The organism is Streptomyces sp. NPDC107517, assembly GCF_055582645.1.
The window spans coordinates 141,475-164,146 of the sequence record NZ_JBVJPM010000013.1; the positions used below are offsets into that span (position 1 = coordinate 141,475).

Below are 22,672 nucleotides of genomic sequence, written 5' to 3' on the forward strand. Positions count from 1 at the left end.
GGCTCCTGTCCACCGGTGCCCCGTCGGCGTGGGCACCGGTGTAGTGACGTGGGTGGGCGGCGGGCCGGGCGGCTCGGCCGATGGGTCCGAGCACGATGCTGCTCGGCCGGGATCGATGAGCACGGTGCGGCTCAGCCGGGATCGGTGAACACGGTGCGGTTCAGCCGAGGATGGCGCGCGCGGTGCTGATCATCGCGGCGATGGTGGGCGGCAACCGCTCCTGGTCCGGGTCGTGGTGCTTGCCCTCGCGGTGCCGGCGCAGGTTGTGGCCCATGATCGCGGCCATCTTCATGCGACCGAGCGCCCGGAACCAGTCCATGGCGGGCAGCGCGGGGGCGCCGTCGAGATAGGCGGCGAGCAGCTCGTCCTCGGTGGGCAGTCCCGGCACGGCCCGGCCGATGCCGGGGAAGTTGCGGTGGTCGGCGAAGAGCAGGAACCAGCCCAGATCGATCCGGGGATCGCCGACGCTCCAGATCTCCCAGTCGACGACGGCGACCGCCCGCTCGTCGACGCAGAGCACGTTGCCGAGCCGGAAGTCGCCGTGCAGCAGCACGGACGGCAGATCGGCCGGCGCGTCCTCGGCGAGGCGGTTCAACAACTCCTGTGCACCCGGCCTGAGTTCTGCGGGCACGGCGTGCATGGTGCGGCTCCACCGGTCGAGCTCCCCGGCCGCCCCGAGCGGCTGCGGGGCGTCCAGGCCGGGGGCCTGGATGTCGGTGGCGTGCAGTCGCCGCAGTACGTGGGCGATCTCCAGCATGCGGGCCCGCGCGGTGGCCGCGGGCACCTCGGGATCGTCGAGCACGGGTTCCAGCGCCTCCCCGGCCGCGAACTCCATGGCGAACCAGGCCGGTTGGGCCTCGTCCATGGCGGCGACACCCGGCACGGGCACCGGGGATCCGGCGAGCGCGGCGAGAACCCGGGCCTGGCGCAGCACGTCGTTGCGCCCGACGGGCTTCTGCCCGGGGGGCACCGCCTTGACGACGTATCTCTCCTCCCCCGCCGTGACGGAGTAGGTCAGCCCGGAGTGACCGCCGGGCAGGACCTTCAACTCTCCCGTGTCCTGGCCGAGATGGGTGGCCACCCGCTGGGCCAGTTCCTTCTCCTGGACGGCCGTGCTCATCGGACGGGCTCCTTGGGCAGGCCGAGCACGCGCTCGGCGAGGATGTTGTGCTGGATCTCGTCGGTGCCGCCCGCGATGCTGTAGCCGGGCGCGCCGAGGAGGTGTTCGGTCCAGGCGTACGTGCCCCACTCTCCGGTGTCGGCGACGAGTGCCGGGCCGAGGAGTTCACAGACGAGGTCGCCGGTGCGGCGCATGGTCTCGGTGGCGTACAGCTTGCCGACGGAGGCCTCCGCGCCGGGTTCGCGTCCGGCGACGAGAGCGCCGGTGACGCGCAGTCCGATGAGGCGCTGGACGAGGGCCCGTACGTAGAGGTCGGCGGCCCTGTCCTGTTCGGCGCCGGTGAGCGGGCGGGGCAGGTGCCCGGCCAGGTCCACCGCACGGTCGGCGTTGTCGAGACCGAGGTTGCCGGAGTCGAGGCGTTCGGCGGCGAGCACGCTGAGGGTGACGCGCCAGCCCTCGCCGACCGGTCCGAGCCGGTCGGTGTCGGGGACGCTGACGCCGTCGAGGTAGACCTCGTTGAAGCTGGCGCCACCGGTCATCTGCCGGATGGGCCGCACGGTGACGCCGGGCGCGTCCATGCGGACCAGGAAGACGGTGATGCCCGCGTGTTTGGGCACGTCGGGGTCGGTGCGGCACACGGCTACGCCCCAGGTGGCGACGGTGGCGCCCGAGGTCCACACCTTGTGCCCGGTCAGCAGCCAGTTGTCGCCGTCGCGCACCGCCTTCGTCCGCACTCCGGCGAGGTCGGAGCCCGCCTCGGTCTCGGAGAAGAGCTGGCAGGCGAGTTCGTCGCTGCGCAGCATGGGCCGCAGCCAGCGCTCCTTCTGTTCCTCGGTGCCCCAGATGCCGATGGCGGGTGCGACGAGCTGCCGGGTGACCGGGAAGATCTCGGTGCGGTGCGGTACGTCGAAGGCGGCTTCCTCGGCGCGGTAGAGCTGTTCGTAGTACGCGGGCAGGTCCCGACCGCCGTGCTGGGCAGGCCAGTTGAGGGCGCCCCAGCCCTGGTCGTGGCGGGTGCGTTCCCATTCCTGGGTGCGGCGGGTGTGGGCCCGCTCCTGCTCCTCGGTCCATTTCTCGAAGACGGCGACGGAGTCGGAGCCGCTGCCCCACCCCCCTGCGGCGGCGCGCGGCTTGGCGACGCCGCCGAGCCAGCGCCGGGCCTCGGCGCGGAATGCTTCGGGATCCGGGATACGTTCGGGGAGGTCTTCCGGGTTGGCGTTCATCGGGTCATGCACCTCCGTTCAGCGGGTCAGGACCGTGCAGGCGCTCACGCCCGGCGCTCCGTACACATGGGTGAAGCCGGTCCGGGGCGCGCCGGGAACCTGGCGGTCGCCGGCGCGGCCGCGCAGCTGCTGGACGATCTCGTAGACCTGGCGAAGCCCGGAGGCGCCGATGGGTTCGCCGTTGGCGATGCAGCCGCCGTCGGTGTTCACGGGCAGCGCCCCGCCGATCTCGGTGGCCCCGGCGGCGATCAGCCGCTCCTGCTCGCCGTCCTCGCACAGCCCGCACTCGGCCATGTGCATGACCTCGGCTCCGCTCTCGGTGTCCTGCAACTGGCAGACGTCGATGTCGCCGGGGCCGATCCCCGCCTCCTCGAACGCCGCGGCGGAGGCGGCGCGGCTGACACTGGTCAGCTCGCCCCCGGCGACCCAGGGGCTGAACACCTCGAACGAGCCGAACTGCCGGGTCCGCAGCGCCGCCGACCTCAGCGCGACCGAGGGACCGTCCAGGGTCCGCGCCACCTCGGGCGAGCAGAGCACGAGCGCCGCGGCGCCCGCCCCCGGAGAGCAGAACATGAACCGGGTCAGCGGGTCGCTGACCATGCCGGAGTCCAGGATCTCGGCGGCGGACACGGGCTTGCGGCGCCACGCCTGCGGCGTCAACTCGCCGTTCCTGTACGCCTTTTCGGCCACCTGCGCCAGCGTCTGCGGGGTGATCCCGTGGTCGTGCATATAGCGCCGGATCTTCATGCCGAAGAACTGCGTGGTGACCATGAGGCCGTCGCTGCCGTACTCCTCGCCCAGGCCCCAGTCCTCGGGCCTCGGGTCGAAGGCGCCGCGCGGGTGTTTGTCGAAGCCGACGGCGAGGACGACGTCGGCCATGCCCGAGCGGATCGCGTTCACGGCGGAGATCAGCGCGCTGCCCCCGGTGGCGCAGCCGTTCTTCACGTTGACGAACGGCAGGCCGGTCAGGCCCAGTTGGGACACGAGGGTGTCGGCGAGCCCGGCGCTGTCGCTGCCGCCGAACGCGGCGCCCACCCGTGACCACTCGACTCCGGCGTCCTTCAGCGCGGCGTTCACCGCGTCGACGGCGAGCTGTCGGCCGCTCGCCTCCGAGCGGCCGAACGCGGTCCGTGCGGCGCCGCAGATCAGCACGTCCGCGGTCATGAGCTCTCCTCCGCTGTCGTGGTGGGCCGGGCCCGTGGCACGCCGTCACCGGCGCGGACCGTGAGCGGCATGCCGATCCTGATCGTGTCGAGGTCGTCGACCTCGATCACGGCGGCGACGCGGACGCCGTCACCCAGCTCGACGTAGCCGACCGCGAACGGTTCGAAGCCGCCGGGCGGGGGCTGGTAGGGCGGGGACTTGGGCGCGTACCGCTGCACGGTCCAGGTCCACAGCGTGCCCGCGCTGCCGAGGGCGGCCGGCTCGGCCGGTCCCCCGCAGCGCGGGCACGCCGCGTCCGCGGGGTAGACCGCGACCGAGCAGCCGCGGCAGCGTGCGCCTTGGAGCCCGGCGGCCGGACTCCGCGGATGCGTGGTCATCCGGCTCAGCGCCCCTGCCACTTGGGCTCGCGCTTCTCCAGGAACGCCGAGACCCCTTCGTTGGCGTCCTCGGAGTTGAGGGCGACGCCGACGGCGAGGTGCTCCATCACCATCAGCGACTGGGTGTCGGCGTCGAGGCTGCGGTCGATGGTCATCTTGGTGAGCCACATGGTGAAGGGGCTCTTGTCGGTGAGGTGGGAGATGAACTCCTCGACCGTCTCGTCGAGCTTCTCGGTCGGCGCGTGGTCGTTGATCAGGCCGAACTCGGTGGCCTCGATACCGGAGAGGAGCTTTCCGGTGAGCATGAGCTCCTTGGTCTTGCGGATGCCGATCATGCGCGGCACGCGGTAGATCGGGCCCGCTCCGCCGAACAGCGCGCGGCGGATGTGGAAGTCGCCGATCTTGGCGTCGTCGGCGGCGATCGCGAAGTCGCAGGAGATCATGATCTCGAAGCCGCCGGCGGTGACGTGGCCCTCCAGGACGGCCACCGACGGGGTCTTCATCGAGTAGAGCCGGTCGCACACCTTCGCGGACTTGACCGCGACGTCGATGGCGTTCGACTTGCCGACGAAGTCGGCCTTGAGGCTGTCGAGGTCGAAGCCCGAGCAGAAGGTGCCGCCACGGCCGCGGAAGACCAGGACGCGCAGCTCGGGGTCCTCGTCGACCTCGGTGATGATCTCGTCGAGCCGGTCCAGGATCGGCACCGTGACGCAGTTCTTCTTCCAGGGGCGGTTGAGCCAGACGCGGGCAACGTGGCCGTCACGCTCGAACTGGATCTCGTCTTCCACTGCCATCTCAGGTTCCTCCGCTTCGAAACTGAACTGAATTCATTACGAGTTTGGGGAGCTGGTGATCCACTGTCAAGGCCAACTCCGAGATTGGTTCGGGAAGGATCAGGCGTCGCGGCCCGGCAGGTCGACGAGGACCTTGAGCCGCCGCGCGTCGCGCACGTCGTGCAGCCCGGCCACGGTCTCGGTGAGCGGGATGTGATCGAGCCAGCCCTCGGTCGGGTAGCGCCCGGCCGCCATGTGCGCGATGACCCGCTCGAAGACCCCGTCGGGGTACGCCTCGCAGCCCAGCAGCGCGAGTTCGGCCAGGCGCACGACGGAGGCGTCGACCGTGACGGGCCCCGAGTACAGGGCGACGAGGACCACGGGCGCGCGGGCGGCGACGGAGCGGATCGCGGCGTCGAGCACCTCGGGCCGGCCCGCGCACTCGATCGCGGCGTCCACACCCCGGCCCCCGGTGCGCCGCAGCACCTCGGCGACCACGTCTCCCGCGGCCGGATCGAGGACCTGGGCGCCGTGCCGCGCCGCGGCCGCGCGGCGGGCCGGCGAGGGCTCGACGACGATCACCTCACGCGCGCCCTGCGCCCGGAGCGCGAAGAGCACACCCATGCCGACGGCGCCGGCCCCCATGACCAGCGCGGTGTCGCCCGCGCCCACCCCCGCCCGCTCGACCGCGTTCAGGCCGACCGCCATGGGCTCCACCAACGCCCCTTGCTCCAGGGGCACTTCATCGGGCAGCCGGTGCGCGGCCTCGGCGCGTACGACCACGTACTCGGCGAGCCCGCCGCCGGGCGAGGTCACGCCGATCGCCGCGAGGGAAGCACACAGATGAGAGAGCCCCGACGTGCAGCGGGCGCACACCCCGCATGTGCGGATCGGCCGGACGCAGACCCGGTCGCCGGCCGCGATGCGATCCACTCCCGGACCGCACTCGACCACGGTCCCGGCGAACTCGTGCCCCAGCGTCTGGGGCAGGGTGGCGCCGGTCAGCGGGTTGGGTTCGTGCGTGGCGCGCGGCATCTCGAAGTACTCGTGCACATCGGTGCCGCAGATACCCGCGTGCGCCACGCGGATCTTCACCTCGCCGGGCCCCGGCTCGGGTTCGGGCATCTCCTCGATCCGCAGATCCTTGGTTCCGTACAGCCTGGCGGCGAGCATCGTTCCTCCCGGGGATCACGCTGGAATCGCATCGTTGCGACCACCCGAGACTGCCACCGAACTGAACTGACTTCAATGATTCTCTTGAGACCTGCACCTACTTCGGTTCAGTATGGAGAGGTCTCTGTGAGCATCCGCCCCCAAGCCGTCGCGGCCGGGGGCAGTCAGGAGTGCAGCACATGCCGCGCGCTCAGCATCCCGTCCGTTTTGTCACCGCTTCCAGCCTCTTCGACGGGCATGACGCCTCGATCAACATCATGCGGCGCATCCTTCAGGCCCAGGGCGCGGAGGTGATCCACCTCGGGCACAACCGCTCCGTGAGCGAGGTGGTCGATGCCGCCTTGGAGGAGGACGTCCAGGGTGTCGCGGTCAGCTCCTACCAGGGCGGCCACATCGAGTACTTCGAATACCTGGTGGAGCTGTTGCGGGAGCGCGGCGCCGGGCATGTGCGCGTGTTCGGCGGCGGCGGAGGCGTGATCGTGCCGCAGGAGATCGAGCGGCTCTCGGCGGCCGGGGTGCGGATCTTCTCGCCGCAGGACGGGCAGCGCCTGGGCCTGGCCGGAATGATCGCCGCGATGATCGAGGAGTGCGACCACGCCCCGTGGGCGGACGAGCCCGCCGACATCGAGCGGGTCCTCGCGGGTGAGCGCCCGGCACTGGCCCGCCTGCTGTCGGCCGCCGCGGCCGGGACGGTACCGGCCGCAGACCTGCGCCGCCTGGAGAAGGCGGCCGGAGCGCGCCCGGTGCCGGTGCTCGGCATCACCGGCACCGGCGGCTCGGGCAAGTCCTCCCTCACCGACGAACTGGTCCGCCGGATCCGCACCGACCAGGAGGACTCACTTCGGGTGGCGGTGCTGGCCGTGGACCCGACACGGCGGCGGGGCGGCGGCGCGCTGCTCGGCGACCGCATCCGCATGAACTCGCTCGACGGCGACCGGATCTTCTTCCGCTCGCTCGCCACCCGAGGCGCCGGCGAACTGCCCGAGGGGCTCGGCGAGTCCATCACCGCCTGCCGGGCGGCCGGCTACGACCTGGTCGTCGTCGAGACGCCCGGCATCGGGCAGGGCGACGCCGCGATCGTGCCGTTCGCGGATGTGTCGCTGTACGTCATGACACCCGAGTTCGGGGCGGCGTCGCAGCTGGAGAAGATCGACATGCTCGACTTCGCGGACGTCGTCGCCGTCAACAAGTTCGAGCGGCGGGGCGCGGCGGACGCCCTGCGCGACGTGGGCCGCCAACTTGTGCGCAACCGGCAGGCGTTCGGCACGCCGCACGAGGAGATGCCGGTGTTCGGCACCAGCGCCGCCACGTTCCACGACGACGGCGTCACCGCCCTCTACCAGCATCTGCGCGGCCTGCTCGGCGAGCGCGGTCTCGCGCTGCGCCCAGGCGCGCTGCCGGTGGTATCGGTACGTCATTCCAGCGGGGCCGCTCAGATCGTGCCGACGTCGCGGGCCCGCTGTCTGGCCGACATCGCCGAGACGGTACGTATGTACCACGCGCGCACCGACGCCCAGGCCAGGGCCGCCCGCCGTGTGCAGCAACTGACGGCCGTCCGGGACGAGTTGGCGGGCATGGCCGAATCCACCGCAGCTGTGGAACGGCTGCTCGACGAGGCGTGCGGGGCGCTCGACGACGACGCCCGGCGGGCCCTGGAGCAGTGGCCGGGGACCGTACAGGCCTATTCCGGCGACGAGCTGGCGTTCACGGTGCGCGGGCGCGAGATACGCACCCCCCTGGTCCGCGAGTCCTTGTCGGGCAGCCGCATCCCCCGCGTGGCGCTGCCACGGACGACGGATCACGGGGACCTGGTCCGCTTTCTGCGCGCGGAGAACCTGCCGGGGTCCTTCCCCTTCACCGCGGGGGTGTTCCCGTTCAAGCGGGACGGTGAGGACCCGGCGCGGATGTTCGCGGGCGAGGGTGATCCGTTCCGTACCAACCGCCGGTTCAAGCTGCTGTCCCAGGACGGCGCGGCGACCCGGCTCTCCACCGCCTTCGACTCGGTCACGCTGTACGGCCGCGATCCCGACCTGCGCCCCGACATCTACGGCAAGGTCGGCACCTCGGGCGTCTCGGTCGCGACGCTGGAGGACATGAAGGCCCTGTACGACGGCTTCGACCTCACCGCGCCCACCACCTCCGTGTCGATGACGATCAACGGTCCCGCGCCGACGATCCTCGCGTTCTTCCTCAACACCGCGATCGACCAGCAGCTCGACGCGTACGCCGCCGAGCACGGCCACGCGCCCGACGACGGGCAGGCGCGGGAGATCCGGGCCGAGGTGCTGCGCAGTGTGCGCGGCACTGTGCAGGCCGACATCCTCAAGGAGGACCAGGGACAGAACACGTGCCTGTTCTCCACGGAGTTCAGCCTGCGCATGATGGGCGACATCCAGGAGTGGTTCATCGAGCAGGACGTACGGAACTTCTACTCCGTCTCCATCTCCGGCTACCACATCGCCGAGGCGGGGGCGAACCCCATCAGCCAGCTGGCGTTCACGCTGGCCAACGGGTTCACGTACGTGGAGTCGTACCTGGCACGCGGCATGAGCGTCGACGACTTCGCGCCGAACCTGTCGTTCTTCTTCTCCAACGGCATGGACCCGGAGTACTCGGTGCTCGGCCGGGTCGCCCGCCGCGTCTGGGCGGTGGCGATGCGCGACCGGTACGGGGCGAACGAGCGCAGCCAGAAGCTGAAGTACCACGTGCAGACGTCGGGCCGCTCACTCCACGCGCAGGAGATGGACTTCAACGACATCCGCACCACGTTGCAGGCGCTCATCGCGCTCTACGACAACTGCAACAGCCTGCACACCAACGCCTACGACGAGGCCGTGACGACGCCCACGGAGGAGTCGGTGCGCCGGGCGCTCGCCATCCAGCTGATCATCAACCGTGAGTGGGGGCTCGCGATGAACGAGAACCCGCTGCAGGGCTCGTACATCATCGACGAGCTGACCGACCTCCTGGAGGAGGCGGTGCTCATCGAGTTCGAGCGGATCAGCGAGCGCGGCGGGGTGCTCGGTGCGATGGAGACGGGCTATCAACGCGGCCGTATCCAGGACGAGTCGATGCTGTACGAGGAGCGCAAGCACGACGGATCGCTGCCGATCATCGGCGTCAACACCTTCCGTTCCCCGCACGCCGACGAGGAGGGGCAGCCGGCGCCGGTCGTCGAACTCGCCCGCGCCACCGAGCAGGAGAAGCAGTCCCAGCTCGACCGGGTGCACGGCTTCCGGGCCCGCCACCAGGACGCCGCCGGCGAGGCGCTCGCCTCGCTCCGGCACGCGGCCACGAGCGGCGGGAACGTCTTCGCCGTGCTGATGGACGCGGCGCGGGTCTGCTCGCTGCAGCAGATCACCGAGGCGTTCTTCGAGGTCGGCGGCGCCTATCGGCGCAACGTCTGACGCACGTGCGCCGACGCCCGGCGATCTGAGACAGCCGAAGCCGAGGAGACACCCCGATGTGGCCCACCCATCCCCCCGCGCCCGAACGCGCCGCCCACTACCGTGCCATCGGCGCCTGGCGCGACGACCCGGTCGGCCGGTATCCGAGCAGGGCCGCCGCCCTGTGGCCGGACGCGCTCGCCGTGATCGACGGGGCACGCCGCCTGACGTTCGCCGAGGTCGACCGACGGGCCACGGAGCTGGCCGCGGCGCTGCACGCGCACGGCATCGGCCAGGATGACGTCGTCTCGTTCCAACTGCCCAACCGCGCTGAGGCCTTGGTGGTCTTCCAGGCCGTCATGAAGGTGGGTGCCGTCGCCAATCCGGTCGTGCCGATCTACCGGGGCAGCGAGCTGCGCTTCATCCTCGGCCAGGCCCGGACGAAGCTCGTGTTCGTGCCGGGCCGCTACCGGGGCTTCGACTACCCGGCGCTCTACCGCGGCCTGCGCGACGACCTCCCCGAGTTGCGGGACGTGGTGGTCGTCGACGGGGAGCAGGGCGACGAGGCCGAGGGCAGCGAGCAGCCGGGCACCGTCGCCTGGGACACGTTCCTGAACTCGGCCGGCCCCGATCCCGAGGCGACGGTGCGCGCACTGCCCGAGCCGGATCCCGACCAGGTCTGCCTGCTGCTCTACACCTCCGGAACGACCGCCGCCCCCAAAGGAGTTCTGCACAGCCACAACACCGTGGTGTACGAGAACGCCGCGCTGATCGACCGGTTCGCGCTGAACGAGCGCGACGTGATCTTCAATCCGTCGCCGGTCACCCATGTCACCGGCGTCAACTGCGCCCTCGTGCTGCCGTTCCTGCTCGGCGCACCCGTGGTCCTCCAGGACCGCTGGGAGCCGACGCTCGCCCTGCGCCGGGTCATCGACGAGGGGGCGAGCTTCGCGATCTTCTCGACTCCGTTCCTCACCGATGTCCTCGCCGCCGCCGAAGCCGCTGATGTCACGGCACCGACGATCCGCTACCTCGTGTGCGGCGGCGCGGACATCCCCGACGAACTCGCCCGACGGGCGGCGGACCGGCTCGGTGTGGTGACGCGGATGTACGGGGCGACCGAGGGGCCGTCGGTGACGGCGGCCAACCGCTGGGACCCGGCCGGGGTCCGCACCCGCACGGACGGCCTGCCGCTCGCCCCCACCGAGGTCATGGTGGCGGGTCCCGACCCGCTCGGCGAGGTGCTGTGGCGCGGCCCCGACACCTGTCTCGGCTACCTCGAGGCGGGCCTGAACGAGGCCGCGTTCACGCCTGACGGCTGGTTCCGAAGCGGCGACCTGGCGCGGTTCGACGAGCACGGCGCGCTCCACATCGAGGGCCGCCTCAAGGACGTGGTCAACCGGTCCGGCGAGAAGATCAGCGTCCGTGAGGTGGAGAACCTCCTCGGTGAACACCCGGCCGTCGCGGAGGTCGCCGTCGTCGCCGGGCCCGACGCGCGTACGGGCGAGCGGGCGTGCGCGTTCGTCGTCACCGGCCCTGGACAGCAGCTCACCCTCAAGGAGATCGGCGAGCATCTGACCGGCCGTGAGGTCGCCGCGCAGAAGATCCCCGAAAGCCTCGTCCTCGTCGACGCCCTGCCGTACACGACGATCGGCAAGGTCAAGAAGTTCGCCCTGCGTCAGTGGCTGCGCGACCGCGCCGGAGCCTCGGACGCCATCGAGGGCATGACCGTCCGCGCCGTCCACGAACGCTGACGCCACACCCCCTTCTGAAAGGACTCTCATGTCTGTCATCACCCGTCTCGGTGTCGTCGGCTGCGGCCTCATGGGCTCCGGCATCGCCGAGGTCGCCGCGCTGCGCGGCCTGGACGTCACCGTCGCCGAGTCGAGCCCCGAGCTCGCCGCCGCGGGCCGCGCCCGGGTCGTCGCGTCCCTGGACCGCGGGCTGCGCCGCGGCAAGCTCACGGAGGCCGAGCGCGAACAGGCACTGACCCGGCTGTCGTTCACCCACGACCTCGGCGAACTGGCCGACCGCCAGTTCGTCATCGAGGCCGTCGCCGAGAACCGGGAGGTGAAGACCGAGGTGTTCCGGCAGCTCGACAAGGTGCTCACCGACCCGGACGCCGTGCTCGCCACCAACACCTCCTCGATCCCCGTCGTCGACCTCGCCGTGACCACCGGCCGCGCCTCCCACGTCGTGGGGCTGCACTTCTTCAACCCCGTACCGGTACAGAAGCTCGTCGAGGTCGTGCCCGCGCTCACCACCACCGCCGAAACCCTGGAGCGCGCCCGCGCGTTCGCCGTCGAAGGGCTCGGCAAGGAGACCGTCGAGGCGCCCGACCGGTCCGGCTTCGTGGTCAACGCGCTCCTGGTGCCGTATCTGCTCGCCGCGATCCGCATGGTGGAGTCCGGCACGGCCCGCGCGGACGACATCGACCGCGGCATGGAACTGGGCTGCGCCCACCCGATGGGCCCGCTGCGGCTGGTCGACCTGATCGGCCTGGACACGGCGCAGGCCGTCGCGGAATCGCTGTACGACGAGTTCAAGGAGCCGCTGTACGCCGCGCCTCCGCTGCTGCAGCGCATGGTGGCGGCGGGCCATCTCGGGCGTAAGAGCGGGCGCGGGTTCTACGTGTACGAGGACTGACGTCAGGGGTGAGGGCCGGTCGCTGGACTCCCGTGGCCGGCCTTTCCATGTGCCCCACCTGGCCGACGCGACCGTGCAGTTGGTCCGTCCACTCCGGTCGGTCACCGGCGGGGACCGGCTGCCTGCGCCTGTTCGGAATCTGCTCGGGCTCGGCGATGCCCGTGAAGAAGGCCGGTGACGGGAAGGGGAAGTTGACGGCGACCGGGGGCGGCCCTGCGGGAGAAGGGCCGCCCCCGGTGCGACGTCGCCAGGATCTTGTCTCGTGTCGGTTACGACAGCTGTGCCCCGCGCAGGTCGTCGGCGCAGCGCGCCGCCGGCATCATCGTCGTCGTTTGCCCATGGTCGTCGTCGACCAGTCCTTGAGAACGGGGTTCGCCGTGCGGTGACGGGTTGTAGTGCGGTCACGGCGCGCGGTGCGCGACCGCCTCTGCCGCCGCGCGTCCCTCGGCGACGGCGTGGGTCACCAGGCGGGGTACGACGCAGTCGCCGATCGCGCGGACGGTCTGGCCGTCCACGGGTGTGAAGTTCGGTCGGCGCGAGAGTCGTTCGCCGACGGTCACCAGGACGTCGGCTGCGAGGTCGGTCTCGCGTCCGTCCAGGACGCCTCGCAGTCGCATGCCGTCGTCTGTCGTGGCGGTCACGGTGTTCAGTGCGATGACGCGGAGCGGTGCGCCGGCCAGCCGATTCATCAGCTGGGTGCGGTTCTCGGGGGAGATGCCGGTGGCGAAGCCGTTGCCCGGGGTGACGAGGGTGACCTCGCGGGCACCGGCCGCCAGGGCGCTCTCCACGGCGCTGATGCCCTGCCACCAGCCGAACCCGTTGTCGAGGACGGCCACCCGGGGCGCGCTCGGCACCAAGTCGGCGCAGCGGTCGAGGAAGTCCGTGCTCCGGAGGGTGGGCAGCGTGCCGGGCACGGACACCCCTGCCTCCCGGGCGCCGGTGGCGAGCACTACCTCTGCGTACTCCGAAAGTTCGGCCGACGCCGGCGCGGTGTCGAGGCGCAACTCGACGGCCAGGTCGACGAGTTGATCGCGCTGGTAGTCGATGAGCTTCAGCCACCCGGAGCGGTGCGCGGCGCGTCCTGCGAGCCGGATCTGCCCGCCGACGTGCGGGGCGCCGTCGAAGACGACGACCTCGTGGCCGGTGCGGGCCAGTGCCGCCGCGCACTCCATCCCCGCGGGACCTGCGCCGACGACGGCGACCGGGCCGTCGCAGCCGCCGGTGCCGTGGCGGCCGATCAGCAGCGGCACGGCCGGGCGGGCGGTCGTACCGGGCGGTCCGAGCTCGGGGTTGACCGAGCACGAGCCGGTGGGTTCGAAGGTCCGGCAGCCCTCGTTGCAGCTCGTGCAGGGGCGGATGGAGCGTTCGTCCCCGGCGACGACCTTCCGGGCGAAGTCGGGGTCGGCGATGAACGGGCGCGCCATGCCGACCAGGTCGGCGCCCGAGTCCAGCGCCCGCTCGATGTCGGCACCGGACCGGAAGCTCTGGCTGACCAGCAGCGGCAGCCCGGTCGCGGCGCGCAACCGGGCGACGGACGCGAGGAGCGGCGGGCGGGTGGTGGCCATGCCGGGGACGTAGGTGTTGCGGACGCCGGTGGTGACATTGGCGTACGTGATCGGCGCGGCGGCGTGCAGGCGCGGAAGGAGTTCGACGAGGTCGTCGAGGCCGAGTCCGGAGTTCTCGCCCGGTTCCACCGACACCCGTACGCCGATGGGGTGTTGCCCGATCTCGCTACGGATCGCGTCGGTCACCTGGGCGAGCAGGGCGATCCGGTCGCCGTACTCGTCGTCGCGGGTGTTGGTGGCGCGGGAGAGGAACTGGGCGAGCAAGTAGCCGTGTCCGGCGTGCAGTTCGACGCCGTCGAAACCGGCCTGCACGCTGTTGGCCGCCGAGACGCGGAAGGCGTCGACGACGCGGCGTACCTCTTCTGTGCTCAGCGGGTGGGGCGCGCTCGCCTCGCGGGGCGAGCGGACGGCGGCCGCCGAGACCGGCGGGTAGTACGTTCCCGCGCCGAGCGTCTCGCGCCCGAGATGCACGAGCTGGGCGATCGCCACCGCGCCGCCTTCGGTGACGGCCTCGGCGCGGCGGCGTAGGGCGTCCTTGATCTCGGGGCGCCACGCCTCGGTGAGATAGCGCTGCGGCAGCGTCGACTCCGGGGCCACGGCGGTGCCGCCGGTGATGACCATGCCTGCGCCGCCCTGTGCCAGGCGGCGCCAGTAGGCGTGGTCGGCTTCGGTGGGGGCGCCGTCGGCGACGGCCGCGGTGGCGTGCGCGGTGGCGACGAGACGGTTGCGGAGGGTGTGCCCGCCGAGCGTGAAGGGTGCGGCGAGGGCAGGGGTGCTCGGTGCGTTCATGGATGTCTCCCTCGGCTCAAGCGGCGGTGGCGGTGTTCGCGCTGAGTCCGAGGCCGATGACTTCGGCGAGCCGTGCTCGGTGACTCGCAGGCGTGCCGAAGAGCACCGCTCCGCTGCGCGCGCGGCGCACGTACAGGTGCGCGGGGTGTTCCCAGGTGAAGCCGATCCCGCCGTGCAGCTGGACGTACTCGGCCGTGGCCAGCCTGAAGGTCTCGGCGCAGACCGCGGCGGCGGCGCTCGCGGCCACCGGCAGCTGGGGCGAGCGGAGCGCGACACAGGCGGTCGCGTACGCGGATGCCGAGCGGGCCGCCTCCAGGGCGACCAGCACATCGGCGAGGCGGTGCTTGACGGCCTGGAACGAGCCGATGGGGCGCCCGAACTGGTGGCGCTGCGCAACGAATGCGACGGTGGCGTCCAGGGCGTGGCTGCTGCCGCCGACCTGCTCGGCGGCGAGCGCGGCCCGCGCCGTGTCGAGGACGGACGTCGTCTCGTCGGACTCCCCCACGGGCGTGGCGGGCGCGCCCCGGAACTCGACCCGCGCCTGGCGCCGGGTCTCGTCGAGGACGCGGTGCGGGGTCCGCAGGCAGGTGTCCGGGTCCGGTTCGACGGCGAACATCCGTGGTCCGTCAGGAGTTTGGGCCCGTACGAGGATGAGGTCGGCGCCCGCTCCGTCGAGCACGAAGTCCGCGGCACCGCGCAGCACGGTCCGACCGTCCGTGTTCTCGGCGCCGATGCCGGGCTCACCCTCCTGAAGGCCCGCCACGGTCGCGGTCAGCGTGCCGTTCGCGATGCCCGGCAGATACCGCTCGCACGCCTGCCGGTCGCCGCTGCCGAGCAGGGCGGGCGCGGCGAGGCCCACCGTGGGCAGCAGCGGGACGGTGCACAGGGCGCGGCCCGACTCCTGCAGGGCGACGGCGAGTTCGGCGAAGGTGCAGCCGGATCCGCCGTACTCCTCGGGGATCGCGAGGCCTTGGACTCCGATCTCGCCGGCGAGCCGCGCCCGGAGCCGCTCGTCGTGGCCGCGCGGGCCCGCCATGTGCGCGCGGACGTCGTCGGGACCGCTGACCTCGGTGAAGAAGTCCCGTAGGACGGAGTGGAGTTCGCGTTGTTCGTCGGTCTCGGACAGGAGTCGGGGATCGATGTCGGGGTGCCGGTCGTGCATGGTGCGTTCTCCAACGTGAAGGTGCGAGTGGGGGTCGGTGGGTACCGGGTCCCGTCGTCAAGGAACCCGTCGGCGTCGTGGCGAGTCGGGGGCGGGGTGCGCGGCGACGATGTCGAGGACGCCGGGTCCCTGCCGCGAGCGCGGGTTCTCAGTCGTGGGCCGCCGCGGCGGCAGTGCCTGCGGCCGTCAGGCCGAAGACGAGGGCCGAGGCGATACCGCCCGCGTAGGCGCGGTCCCACAGGCCTCCGGTGTCGGACCCGGCTGCGAGGAGCCCGGGCAGCGGGACGCCGTCCCCGTCCAGCACGCGGGCCCGGTCGTCGATGCGCAGGCCGTGAAAGGGGAACGTGATGGCGGGCACGGTCTCGATGACGTAGTACGGCGCCTCGTCGAGCGGGAGGCGGTCGAGCGCGCGGCCGGGTACCGGACCCGGCTCCGCGGTGACCTGCTCGTTGAAGCGCCGGACGGCGTCCCGGACGACCTCGGCGTCGTACCCCCACTCCTCGGGCAGGTAGGCGAGTTCGTCGAGGTCCTCGGCGAGTCCGACGCGGCCTCCGCGCTTGCTCGCGAGGGCGAACTTGTCGACGGCGACGGCCCCTTCGACGTACGAGCCGACGATCCAGTCACGGAACACGCGGGCGTCGGCGATGAGCAGGCCGCGGCTCTCGGGCTGGTCGAGGAGGGCCATGGTGGTGAGGTGGTCGCCGAGCGTCTCGTCGACGAACCGCTCGCCGCGCAGGTTGAGCAGGAGGGCGTGCTCGCTGTAGTAGAGCGACATGTCGACGAAGTCGGCCGGGTCGGCGAAGGGAATGCCGCTGGGGATGAGGTGTCCGTAGAACCCGGCGTCCTCGCTGCCGGTGGCCGCGCCGATCGCGGTCGCGAGCCGGTACCCGCCGCCGGTGCTGTGCGGGTTCGAGCGCAGCTGCATGCGGTCCGCGTGCGGATGCACGTGTGCGGTGCGCAGTTCGGTGTCGCCCTGGAAGCCGCCGGTGGCGAGGAGGGTGGTCGTGGCGCGGATGCGGCGGCGTCCGCCGTCGGCGGCGCGCACGTCCGCGCCTCTCACGCCCCCGTCCTCGACGAGGAGCTGTTCCGTCTCGGTGTTCAGGAGCAGCTCGCCCTGGCCCTCGGCGATCAGCCGGCGGCAGGTGTCGACATAGTGATTCGTGTCGAAGCGGTGGCCTCGGCCGAAGCTGAGGATCGGCTGCGCGTCGTCGGCCTCGACGCCGACGGACCGGATCCAGTCGATGCCGTCGGCGAACCGGTCCACGAGGGCCCGCTTGAGCGCCCGGTCGCCGCGCGGGTTGTGCGCGTCCATCGTCGCGTGGTCGGGGGCGGTCCAGGCGTAGCCCGCGAAGCGCGCGGAGCCGCCGACGTCCGGGGCGCTCTCGACGACGGCGACGGACAGCCCGTCCCGGACGGCTCGCGCGGCGGCGGTCAGTCCGGCCATGCCCGCGCCGACGACGAGCAGGTCGACCCCGTCCGCTCCGGTCGCGGGCAGGTCGGCACCTTGTGCTTGCACGGTGGTTCTCCTCCATCTGGATCTGTCGGTACGCGTTCGGACTCAGCCCTGTACAGCGGCGACGGACGCGTCCTCCTCGCCGTCGAAGCGGTCGAAGCCGTCGAAGTAGGCCCGTTCGGCGTGGGCGAGGAACTCGGGGTCGGCGGGCTCGCCCTGGGCGGCCACGCGGCCGTCGTGCAGGACGACGACCTCGTGGCAGGCGGACGCGGCGCGGGTGAGCGACTGTTCGAGGAGGACGACCGTCATGCCGTCGTGCGCGAGCCGGCCGAGGCGGGCGTACACCTCGGTGACCATCGCCGGGGAGAGGCCGAGGGCCGGTTCGTCGACGATCAGCAGATCGGGCCGCGCCATCAGGGCGCGGGCGAGGGCGAGGATCTGCTGTTCGCCGCCGGACAGGCCGGCGGCGGGCATCCCCATGCGTTCGCGCAGCCGCGGCGGCAGCCACTCGCCGGTCTGCGCGAGGCGGGCGCGCAGCTCCGCGCCCTTGATGCCCGCGGCGTACGCGGCGACCTCCAGGTTCTCCCGCAGGGAGAGCGTCTTGAACAGGGCCCGGCCCTCGGGCACGAGCGCGCTGCGCAGGTCACCCTCGGCTGTGCGGCGGCCGTGGGTGGGGGCGAGGGTGCCGTGCAGGATCTGGCCCAGGGTGGACTTGCCCGCACCGTTGGCGCCGACGACGCCGAGCACGCTGCCCCGGGGGACGGTGAGGTCGATGCCGCGCAGCGCGGCGACGCCGCCGTAGGAGTGATCGACTCCGGTGAGGTGTACGGCTGGTGCCGCGAGGCCGTCGCGGGGCGGGAGTTCGACGCGGTCGCCGCCCTCGCCGAGATAGGACGTACGGACCCGCGGGTCGTCCAGGATCGTGCCGGGCAGGCCCTCGCCGACGGGCCGGCCGAAGTCGAAGGCGACGACCCGGTGGGCCACGGCGAACAGGTCGTCGAGGACGTGGTCGATGATGACGACGGCGGTGCCGCGCTGCTGCTGGCGCACGATCTCCCGCGCGAGCAGGGTGCGTTCACCGGCGTCGAGCCCGCCGAACGGCTCGTCCAGGACCAGTAGTCGGGGTTCCTCGGCGAGCGCCCGGGCCAGGTCGATGCGCTTGTGCAGGCCGAAGGGCAGCTCGGCGGGACGGCGGTCCGCGAAGGGTGCGAGGCCGACGCTTTCCAGGAGTTCGGCGGCCCTGGCCCGGTGGTGGGCGGTGACGCGGCGGTGGGTGCACAGGATGTTCTCGGCGACGGTCAGCTCCGGGAACGTCTCGGCGTGCTGGAAGGTGCGGCCGATGCCGAGCCCGCGCCGCGCCGTGGCCCGGCTCTTGAGCAGGGGCTTGCCCGCGTACTGTGCGCCGCCCGTCACCCGGCCGCCGCCGACGAGCCCGGACAGGACGTTCAACAGCGTGGTCTTTCCCGCCCCGTTGGGACCGATGATCGCGACGGTCTCGCCGGCCCGTACGGTCATCGACGCGCCTTCGAGTGCCTTCACGCCGCCGAAGGAGACGCCCACGTCGTCGACGCGCAGCAGCTCGGGGGCGGACGGCGCGGGTGCGGGCACCGGTGGCGGCACCTGTTCGGCCGCTTCGACGAGAGTGGGCGGCTTCGCCGTGGCGCGCCCGAGGAGCCGGCGCGCGGCACGCCCGAGGAACGGCGCGACACCGCCCGGCAGGAACACCAGGGCCGCGATGAGCACGACTCCCTGAAGGATCGGCTGCGCGACGCCCACGGTCTCGGCGGCGGCGGGCGCCCAGGTCAGATACGCGCCGCCGACCACCGCACCGACCAGCGTCCCGGCGCCCCCGAGCACACACGCGGCGATCAGCGAGATCGCCAGGGCCAGCGAGAACGGCTCGGGGCTGACGAATCCGACGACCAGTGCAAGAAGTACGCCGGCGAGTGCCGCGAACACGGCACTGACGGCGAAGGCGAGGGCCGACTGGGCCTCGGGCGCGATCCCGACCGAACGTGCGGCCAGCGGATGGGACTTGGCGGCGACCAGCCGCATGCGCAGGGCACTCGGCCGGGCCAGCGCACCCACGGCCAGGGCTGCTCCGGCCACACCCACGGCGAGGTACTGGGCCTGCGTGCCGGCGCTGGAGAGCGTGCCGAGCCCGAGGGCGCTGTGCAGCTCCTCCATCGGAATGCCCTGGTCACCGCCGGTGACAGCGGTCCACTGACCCATCACCTCCAGGGACACCATGGTGAACGCGAGGGTCAGCAGGGCCAGATACAGCATGGAGAACCGGGCGCCGGCTCCGCCGAGAAACGCCCCGAAGGCGGCGGCGCACCCGGCGGCCCCGAGCACGACGGCCTCCAGTGACCAGCCGTGGGTGCTGCCGTACGAGGCGAAGTAGGCACCCAGGGCGAAGAAGGCGGGATGCGCGATCGACCAGATGCCGGCCCATCCGGCGAGCAGGTTCACGGAGAGCACGAGCACGGTGTAGACGGCGGCGAGCCCGACGGAGTAGGCCTGGTAGCGCGGTACGACGCCGCTGCGCAGGACGAGGATCAGGAGGACCGCGGCGAGCGGCCCGCACCCGGCCCTCAGGAGGTTGGAACGGCTGAAGACGGACATGGAGCGCTCCCTCAGACCCGCTGGAACGCGCGCATGCCGAACAGCCCCTGCGGGCGGATCAGCAGCACGACGATGGTGAACGTGAACACGAACGTGTCCCGGTATCCGGCCGATACGTAGCTCGCGGCCAGGTTGTCGAGCACGCCGACGGTCAGCCCGCCGATGACGGCGCCGTACATGCTCGTCAGCCCGCCGAGGAACATCCCGGCGAAGGCGCGGAAGAGCGGGGCGCTGAGCACGGTGGGCATCAGCCCCGCGCGGGGTGCGTACAGGATGGCGGCGAGCGCGCCCAGGCCGAGGCCGAGCGCCCAGGCGACGCGGGCGATGCGCTGCGAGCCGAGGCCGAGGATCTGCGCGGTGTCGGCGGACTCGGCGACGGCGCGCATCGCGGAGCCGATGGTGGTGCGACCGAAGAGGTACGCCACCAGCGCCATGGCGACGGCCGCCACACCGATGGTCAGCAGGCTCTGCGTCGGGATCGCGGCGTCGCCGAACGAGACCGACCCGTCCACCAGGCTCGGGAAGAGCCGTGGCTGATCGTCCCAGATCGTACTGATGACGCTCTCCGCGATGAGGGACACGCCCATGGTCATCACCAGGGCCGAGAGCAACTCGCCATGGGCGAGGGGCCTGATGACCGTCTCCCGGGCGGCGAGACCGACCGCCGCGGTGACGACGATCGCGGCCCCTGCGGCCAGGATGAGCGGCAGGCCCTCGTCGTACAGGGTCAGCGCCGCGTACAGCCCGATCGTCGCCAGGCTGGCGAGGGCGAAGTTCACCACGTCCGTGGCCCTATAAATGATCACGAGCCCGAGCCCCATCAGGCCGTACACCGCGCCGCTGGCGAGACCGCTCACCAGGACGAGCAAGAACTGATCCACGTCGACCGTCTCCTCGTGCCGTACGCCCGGGTCCGGAGCCTCGGCATCACCGATCAAATTACGAACTGAACTCAATTCATGGACCGTAGACACTCGGCTCCGGCTCGGGCAATACCCGTGCACGAGTTGATTTGCCGCGAAGCCGATCAGTCCGCGCATCGAGCAGTGATTCAGGCCCCGGATCGGGTCGCCGATCGGGCCCGGGATCAGGCCCCGGATCGAGCCCGGATCAGGCCGTGAAGCGGCCCCCGTTGGCGAGCAGTACCGCTCCGACCAGGTTCGCCGCGGCGTCGCTCGCCAGGAACAGGGCGATGTCGGCGATCTCCCCGGGCGTCGCGTAGGGGCGCACTCGCGGATCGGCGAAGCCACTGCGCAGCGCGTCGGGCGTGCGCGCGGCCATGCCGGTCTCCGTCGGGCCCGGCGCGACCACGTTGACCCGGATCCCGGAGGCGATGACCTCCTTGGCCACGGCCTGACTGAGCGCGTGCACGCCGGCCTTCGACGCGGAGTAGTGGGGGTATCCGACCGGTGTGTCGAAGGCCGACGAGGAGCCTATGACGACGATCGCGCCGGAACCGGCCGGGCGCATCACCCGCACCGCCGCGCGCAGCACATGGAACGTGCCGTCGAGATTGACCCGCATGACGCGCCCCCAGGAGGTGTCGTCCAGCCGGTCGGTGACCTCGGGCGGACGCCCCTCGACCAGTGCGTCCGCGATGAGCTGCTTGGCTTTCGGATCGTCGACGCCGGCGGCGTGCACGACCACGTCGAGCCGGTTGTGCTCGCGCACCACATCGCCGACGGCGCCTTCGACCGCCGCCGCGTCGGCCACGTCGAGTGCGACCGCGACCGCCCGCCCGTCGGGCAGTTCGGCGGCCACGGCCTTGGCCGACTCACCGTTCAGATCGGCGAGCACCACGTACGCCGCTCCCTCTGCCGCCAACTCCCGTGCGACGGCAGCCCCCATGCCCGATCCGGCGCCGGTCACCAAGGCGACCTTGCCCGTGAACCGTCCCTGCCGCGCCTGCCGCGCCTGCCGCGTACTCTCGCTCATGTTCCAGCCCTTCGCCAGGTCGACCACGACCATTATTGAACTGACTTCATATCTGTTATCGTCACGGCCGCCGAACTGACAAGACCCCGGACGGTGAAACCGTGAAGATGAAGGCGCTGCGACTGAAGGACTGGGGACAGGAACCGGAGCTCACCGACCTCGACCGGCCGGTGCCAGGCCCGGGAGAAGTCCTGGTGCGCGTGGAGGCCGCCGGGCTGTGCCACTCCGACCTCCATGTCCTCGACGCGGCCCCGGGCGCCCTGCCCTACCGGCCGCCGTTCACGCTCGGCCACGAGATCGCCGGGCGGGTCGCCGCCCTCGGCCCCGGCGCGGACGGCGGACCGGCGCTCGGCGAGCGTGTCGTGGTCTACGGCCCGTGGGGATGCGGGCGTTGTACGCGCTGCGCCGCCGGACAGGACAACCACTGCGACCGGCGCGGCACCCTCGGCTGGCACGGGGCGGGACTCGGCCGCGACGGCGGCACGGCCGAGTACGTGCTCGTCCCCGCCGCCCGCCATCTGGTCCCGATCGGCGACCTCCCGGCCGATCAGGCGGCGCCGCTGTCCGACGCCGGTCTGACCTCGTACCACGCCGTCGCCGGTGTGCGGCAGGCACTCGGCGAGGGCAGCACGGCGCTGGTCATAGGCGTCGGCGGCCTCGGACACCTCGCCGTCCAGATCCTGCGTGCGACCACCCCGAGCCGGGTGCTCGCCGTCGACCTGCGCCCCGAGGCCCTCGCCCTCGCGGACCGCTGCGGCGCGCATCAGAGCATCCTCATGGACGCCGGCACCGCCGCCGCCCTGCGGAAGGCGACCGACGGGGTCGGCGTGGACGCCGTGCTCGACTTCGCGGGGGCACAGCCCACCCTCGACCTCGCCACCGAAGTCCTGCGCCCCGGCGCAGAGTTGGCGATCGTGGGCAGCGGCGGCGGCCAACTCACGGTCCGCAAGCCCGGGTTCCTGCCTCCGGGCGTCCGCCTGTCGCTCCCTTTCTGGGGCACCCGCCAGGAACTGGCCGAGGTCATCGCCCTCGCCCGTTCCGGCGCCCTGCGCGTGGAGACGGAGCAGCTCCCACTGTCCTCGGCACCGGACGCCGTCGACCGCCTCCGCAGGGGGCTGATCCGGGGGCGGGCGGTGCTGGTGATGCCCACCTAGGCGAATGAGGAACGGCTCCGGCTCCGGCTCCGGCTCCGGCTCCGGCTCCGGCTCCGGCTCCGGCTCCGGAAACGATCCAGGGCCGGTTTCGGAATCCTCCGAAACCGGCCCTGATCTGCGGCTCTCA

16 protein-coding genes are annotated in these 22,672 nt (G+C 72.1%); 4 read left to right on the forward strand and 12 right to left on the reverse strand.

What is annotated here, in order from left to right:
• Nucleotides 1–160 precede the first annotated feature (160 nt).
• The 6 genes from ACZ67T_RS27920 to ACZ67T_RS27945 all read right to left on the reverse strand — a co-directional run bounded on the left by ACZ67T_RS27920 (nucleotide 161) and on the right by ACZ67T_RS27945 (nucleotide 5,830).
• Nucleotides 161–1,120 carry a phosphotransferase family protein gene (locus ACZ67T_RS27920; protein ID WP_469987732.1) on the reverse strand — a complete coding sequence of 320 codons (960 nt, stop codon included), beginning with the start codon at nucleotides 1,118–1,120 and terminating at the stop codon, nucleotides 161–163.
• The gene (locus ACZ67T_RS27925) at nucleotides 1,117–2,343 is read right to left on the reverse strand and encodes an acyl-CoA dehydrogenase family protein (RefSeq protein ID WP_469987733.1); all 1,227 of its coding nucleotides are present in this window, start codon (nucleotides 2,341–2,343) and stop codon (nucleotides 1,117–1,119) included. The genes ACZ67T_RS27920 and ACZ67T_RS27925 overlap by 4 nt, the downstream gene beginning before the upstream one ends.
• Nucleotides 2,344–2,361: 18 nt before the next feature.
• Nucleotides 2,362–3,507: a thiolase family protein gene (locus ACZ67T_RS27930; protein WP_469987734.1), complete on the reverse strand. Its 1,146-nt coding sequence runs from the start codon at nucleotides 3,505–3,507 to the stop codon at nucleotides 2,362–2,364.
• Entirely contained in the window at nucleotides 3,504–3,884 is a 381-nt protein-coding gene (locus ACZ67T_RS27935) for a Zn-ribbon domain-containing OB-fold protein (RefSeq protein WP_469987735.1), read from the reverse strand. Before ACZ67T_RS27935 ends, ACZ67T_RS27930 begins: the two co-directional genes overlap by 4 nt.
• A gap of 5 nt (nucleotides 3,885–3,889) precedes the next feature.
• Nucleotides 3,890–4,678, reverse strand: a complete 789-nt coding sequence (locus ACZ67T_RS27940) for an enoyl-CoA hydratase/isomerase family protein (protein WP_329566893.1) — start codon at nucleotides 4,676–4,678, stop codon at nucleotides 3,890–3,892.
• Nucleotides 4,679–4,777: 99 nt separating this feature from the next.
• Nucleotides 4,778–5,830, reverse strand: a complete 1,053-nt coding sequence (locus ACZ67T_RS27945) for an alcohol dehydrogenase catalytic domain-containing protein (RefSeq protein ID WP_469987736.1) — start codon at nucleotides 5,828–5,830, stop codon at nucleotides 4,778–4,780.
• Nucleotides 5,831–6,009: 179 nt separating this feature from the next.
• On the opposite strand from ACZ67T_RS27945, the gene icmF reads away from it, so the two are divergent.
• Genes icmF through ACZ67T_RS27960 form a run of 3 tightly spaced genes read left to right on the forward strand, consistent with a single transcriptional unit; the run spans nucleotide 6,010 to nucleotide 11,862 of the window.
• Complete coding sequence (gene icmF / locus ACZ67T_RS27950) at nucleotides 6,010–9,237, forward strand: fused isobutyryl-CoA mutase/GTPase IcmF (RefSeq protein WP_469987737.1); 3,228 nt, start codon at nucleotides 6,010–6,012, stop codon at nucleotides 9,235–9,237.
• Nucleotides 9,238–9,293: 56 nt separating this feature from the next.
• Nucleotides 9,294–10,970 carry an AMP-binding protein gene (locus ACZ67T_RS27955; protein WP_469987738.1) on the forward strand — a complete coding sequence of 559 codons (1,677 nt, stop codon included), beginning with the start codon at nucleotides 9,294–9,296 and terminating at the stop codon, nucleotides 10,968–10,970.
• A gap of 28 nt (nucleotides 10,971–10,998) precedes the next feature.
• The gene (locus ACZ67T_RS27960; protein ID WP_469987739.1) at nucleotides 10,999–11,862 is read left to right on the forward strand and encodes a 3-hydroxybutyryl-CoA dehydrogenase; all 864 of its coding nucleotides are present in this window, start codon (nucleotides 10,999–11,001) and stop codon (nucleotides 11,860–11,862) included.
• Nucleotides 11,863–12,263: 401 nt separating this feature from the next.
• On the opposite strand, the gene ACZ67T_RS27965 is transcribed toward ACZ67T_RS27960, so the two are convergent.
• The 6 genes from ACZ67T_RS27965 to ACZ67T_RS27990 form a co-directional block, all read right to left on the reverse strand.
• Entirely contained in the window at nucleotides 12,264–14,216 is a 1,953-nt protein-coding gene (locus ACZ67T_RS27965; RefSeq protein ID WP_469987740.1) for an oxidoreductase, read from the reverse strand.
• Between the two features lie 16 nt (nucleotides 14,217–14,232).
• Nucleotides 14,233–15,378: an acyl-CoA dehydrogenase family protein gene (locus ACZ67T_RS27970; RefSeq protein ID WP_469987741.1), complete on the reverse strand. Its 1,146-nt coding sequence runs from the start codon at nucleotides 15,376–15,378 to the stop codon at nucleotides 14,233–14,235.
• 148 nt (nucleotides 15,379–15,526) lie between these two features.
• Entirely contained in the window at nucleotides 15,527–16,894 is a 1,368-nt protein-coding gene (locus ACZ67T_RS27975; RefSeq protein WP_469987742.1) for an FAD-dependent oxidoreductase, read from the reverse strand.
• 42 nt (nucleotides 16,895–16,936) lie between these two features.
• Nucleotides 16,937–19,456: an ATP-binding cassette domain-containing protein gene (locus ACZ67T_RS27980; RefSeq protein WP_469987743.1), complete on the reverse strand. Its 2,520-nt coding sequence runs from the start codon at nucleotides 19,454–19,456 to the stop codon at nucleotides 16,937–16,939.
• A gap of 11 nt (nucleotides 19,457–19,467) precedes the next feature.
• Nucleotides 19,468–20,337, reverse strand: coding sequence for a branched-chain amino acid ABC transporter permease (locus tag ACZ67T_RS27985; RefSeq protein WP_469987744.1), 870 nt, complete (start codon nucleotides 20,335–20,337; stop codon nucleotides 19,468–19,470).
• Between the two features lie 229 nt (nucleotides 20,338–20,566).
• Nucleotides 20,567–21,418: an SDR family NAD(P)-dependent oxidoreductase gene (locus ACZ67T_RS27990; RefSeq protein WP_469987745.1), complete on the reverse strand. Its 852-nt coding sequence runs from the start codon at nucleotides 21,416–21,418 to the stop codon at nucleotides 20,567–20,569.
• Nucleotides 21,419–21,498: 80 nt separating this feature from the next.
• Between ACZ67T_RS27990 and ACZ67T_RS27995 the strand changes: the two genes are divergently transcribed.
• Nucleotides 21,499–22,545, forward strand: coding sequence for an NAD(P)-dependent alcohol dehydrogenase (locus ACZ67T_RS27995; RefSeq protein ID WP_469987857.1), 1,047 nt, complete (start codon nucleotides 21,499–21,501; stop codon nucleotides 22,543–22,545).
• The last annotated feature ends 127 nt before the right edge of the window (nucleotides 22,546–22,672 follow it).

Excerpts from the sequence above, each read along its gene's own strand:
- ACZ67T_RS27925 (WP_469987733.1), bottom strand. The coding sequence starts at position 2,343 with ATGAACGCCAACCCGGAAGACCTCCCCGAACGTATCCCGGATCCCGAA.
- ACZ67T_RS27995 (WP_469987857.1), top strand. The coding sequence starts at position 21,499 with ATGAAGGCGCTGCGACTGAAGGACTGGGGACAGGAACCGGAGCTCACC.
- ACZ67T_RS27940 (WP_329566893.1), bottom strand. The coding sequence starts at position 4,678 with ATGGCAGTGGAAGACGAGATCCAGTTCGAGCGTGACGGCCACGTTGCC.
- ACZ67T_RS27920 (WP_469987732.1), bottom strand. The coding sequence starts at position 1,120 with ATGAGCACGGCCGTCCAGGAGAAGGAACTGGCCCAGCGGGTGGCCACC.
- ACZ67T_RS27960 (WP_469987739.1), top strand. The coding sequence starts at position 10,999 with ATGTCTGTCATCACCCGTCTCGGTGTCGTCGGCTGCGGCCTCATGGGC.
- icmF (WP_469987737.1), top strand. The coding sequence starts at position 6,010 with ATGCCGCGCGCTCAGCATCCCGTCCGTTTTGTCACCGCTTCCAGCCTC.
- ACZ67T_RS27970 (WP_469987741.1), bottom strand. The coding sequence starts at position 15,378 with ATGCACGACCGGCACCCCGACATCGATCCCCGACTCCTGTCCGAGACC.
- ACZ67T_RS27935 (WP_469987735.1), bottom strand. The coding sequence starts at position 3,884 with ATGACCACGCATCCGCGGAGTCCGGCCGCCGGGCTCCAAGGCGCACGC.
- ACZ67T_RS27955 (WP_469987738.1), top strand. The coding sequence starts at position 9,294 with ATGTGGCCCACCCATCCCCCCGCGCCCGAACGCGCCGCCCACTACCGT.
- ACZ67T_RS27980 (WP_469987743.1), bottom strand. The coding sequence starts at position 19,456 with ATGTCCGTCTTCAGCCGTTCCAACCTCCTGAGGGCCGGGTGCGGGCCG.
- ACZ67T_RS27965 (WP_469987740.1), bottom strand. The coding sequence starts at position 14,216 with ATGAACGCACCGAGCACCCCTGCCCTCGCCGCACCCTTCACGCTCGGC.
- ACZ67T_RS27945 (WP_469987736.1), bottom strand. The coding sequence starts at position 5,830 with ATGCTCGCCGCCAGGCTGTACGGAACCAAGGATCTGCGGATCGAGGAG.
- ACZ67T_RS27930 (WP_469987734.1), bottom strand. The coding sequence starts at position 3,507 with ATGACCGCGGACGTGCTGATCTGCGGCGCCGCACGGACCGCGTTCGGC.